We start from the raw sequence: 1,929 nt of genomic DNA on the forward strand, positions 1-1,929 counted from the left end.
ATGGGGCCTGGGCTGGGAGATCTACGATACGCCGGCCGGTGAGATCATCGGTCATGACGGCAGCACGCTCGGGCAGAACGCTTTCCTCCGGATCGCCCCGAAACAGGGTGTCGCCGTCGCCCTCCTGACGAACGGAGGCGAACCGTTCGGACTCTACCACGAGATGATGGCCCACATTCTCTCGGAGCTCGCCGACGTGGAACTCCCGCCCATGCCGGTGCCCCCGTCCGAGCCGAAGACCATCGACCCAGAGCGTTTCCTCGGCACGTACAGCTCCCGGATGGTTGACCTCGATGTCACCCAGGATGAAGAGGGCCGGGTGTGGATGACTATCACCGCGACGGACGCCGGAGAGGAAATAGGGGTGGACAACGAGACCACCGAGCTGGTCTGGCTGAGGGAGGACACCCTCATCCCGCTCAAGGGCCAGCAGGGAATGCACCTGCCCCACGCCTTCCTGGGCGATGACGGCACCGGCCGCGCACAGTACCTGCACCTCGGCCGCGCAGTGCGCCGGGCTGCCAGCCACTGATTGTTGGCAACCGCAGCGGTTTCACTGTCGGTGCACCCGATCACATTCCGCTATCGGCTCAGGGGAGCCGTCGACTTGAGCACAACCGACCTTGCCGATGGAAGCGCCCGTTTCCGCGCCATGCTGGAGCTGCGCGTTCTGCTCCCGATGAGGGGCACACCCCGCTGTCGCCGCGTCGGTAACGAATACCCGCTTGTGACACAGCAACCCCCGCTGTCATCTCCCAAGCACCTTCCTTGCCAGCGCTGTGTCAACGTTTGGCCCGTGGGCACCCTGGGCTCCTCTCCCGGCTCCCCGAGGGGGAGAGCCCGTGGTGTTGGGCGTGCAGACGCGTTGCGCCCTATGATTACCCACCCGAGAACCCGTCTCCGACCCAGTACCCGAGGATGTCGCGTTCCCTGTTCACGGTGACTCTCATGACGACGTAGAACGCGGTGTTGCGCACCGGGTCGTGCGGCTCCAACGACCGGGATGACCCCTCGGCCAGCTCACCGGTGACCTTCCCGGTGAGCTGGCCGATAGTGTCTTTGAAGACCTTGGCCCCGTAGACCTTCTCGACGTGCGCGGCGATTTCCCCGGTGTCCGGTCCGCGGGCGGACAGCGAGAGCACGAACTAGTCGATCCCGTCCAGGCGCCGTTTCAGTGTGAGCACGATGAAGATTTCATTCTGGGGCCGTCGTAGATGGCGAATGGCAGTGCTGTGACGGTGACAGCGACTGCGGTGCCGGCCTCTGCTACTGCGTTGCGAAGTGAGCGCAGTACTTACCGGGTTCATCAAGGGCTGACCTTTCTCGTCCACCCCGCCTGCCGGAACCTCGTCCGACTATTGTCGAGTGCCCCTCTCAACACAGTCCGTTGATCGCCGATACCGTTGGCTCCACTGGGCATCGAATTCGGTGAACCGGTCACATGGAGCCGTGTGGACCGGTGTGAGGACTTTGACAATACCGCCGTGGTGCCCTCGGCCGGCGTCGCGGAACGGGCTGCGGATCGGGTGCACAACGCACTGCTGCATGAGCGTGCGCTGCCAGGTGGTTGTGATCGCCTCCGGAAGGCCCTTGATTGAGCCCATTGCAGACGGCGATGAACACGTCTTCGACGCCTCGATGATCCCTCCGGTCGCGGTATCGACCGTCTCCGCTGACGCTTCCGCCGCGAAGTCGGTCACGGCCGTCTGCTTCCGTTTGAGTGATTCGTATTTGGCCATTTGCCCTTTGTACGAACAAACAAAATATAGGTGGAAATTAGTCGGATGGACCGAAAATGTGATTGCCTGGCGAACCTACACTGAACCGCATGACAACTCTCGCAGATATCGCGCACTGGATCGACGAACGCCTAGCCACCCTCGCGGAGCAGTACAACGTCCCCGCCGTTTCGGTGGCTGTCTACGCCAA

General features: G+C 62.9%; 4 protein-coding genes. 2 read left to right on the forward strand and 2 right to left on the reverse strand.

Annotated features, from left to right (window positions below; translation table 11 throughout):
* Window positions 1-532 (forward strand): serine hydrolase (locus I6N91_RS16940; protein WP_198814487.1); only part of this gene is annotated, 532 nt, incomplete at its 5' end.
* 3 nt (window positions 533-535) lie between these two features.
* A complete protein-coding gene (locus I6N91_RS17625) occupies window positions 536-943 on the forward strand; it encodes a helix-turn-helix domain-containing protein (RefSeq protein WP_198814488.1) in 408 nt (135 codons plus the stop codon).
* Here I6N91_RS17625 and I6N91_RS16950 read toward each other — a convergent pair.
* Together I6N91_RS16950 and I6N91_RS17325 are read right to left on the reverse strand one after the other, a co-directional pair.
* The gene (locus I6N91_RS16950) at window positions 879-1,142 is read right to left on the reverse strand and encodes a transposase (protein WP_307843407.1); all 264 of its coding nucleotides are present in this window, start codon (window positions 1,140-1,142) and stop codon (window positions 879-881) included. The genes I6N91_RS17625 and I6N91_RS16950 overlap by 65 nt on opposite strands.
* Window positions 1,143-1,355: 213 nt before the next feature.
* Complete coding sequence (locus I6N91_RS17325; protein WP_233092006.1) at window positions 1,356-1,739, reverse strand: transposase; 384 nt, start codon at window positions 1,737-1,739, stop codon at window positions 1,356-1,358.
* Between the last annotated feature and the right edge of the window lie 190 nt (window positions 1,740-1,929).

The sequence above is a fragment of the Arthrobacter sp. MSA 4-2 genome, assembly GCF_016405885.1.
In the GTDB taxonomy this organism is placed as follows: Bacteria; Actinomycetota; Actinomycetes; order Actinomycetales; family Micrococcaceae; genus Arthrobacter_D.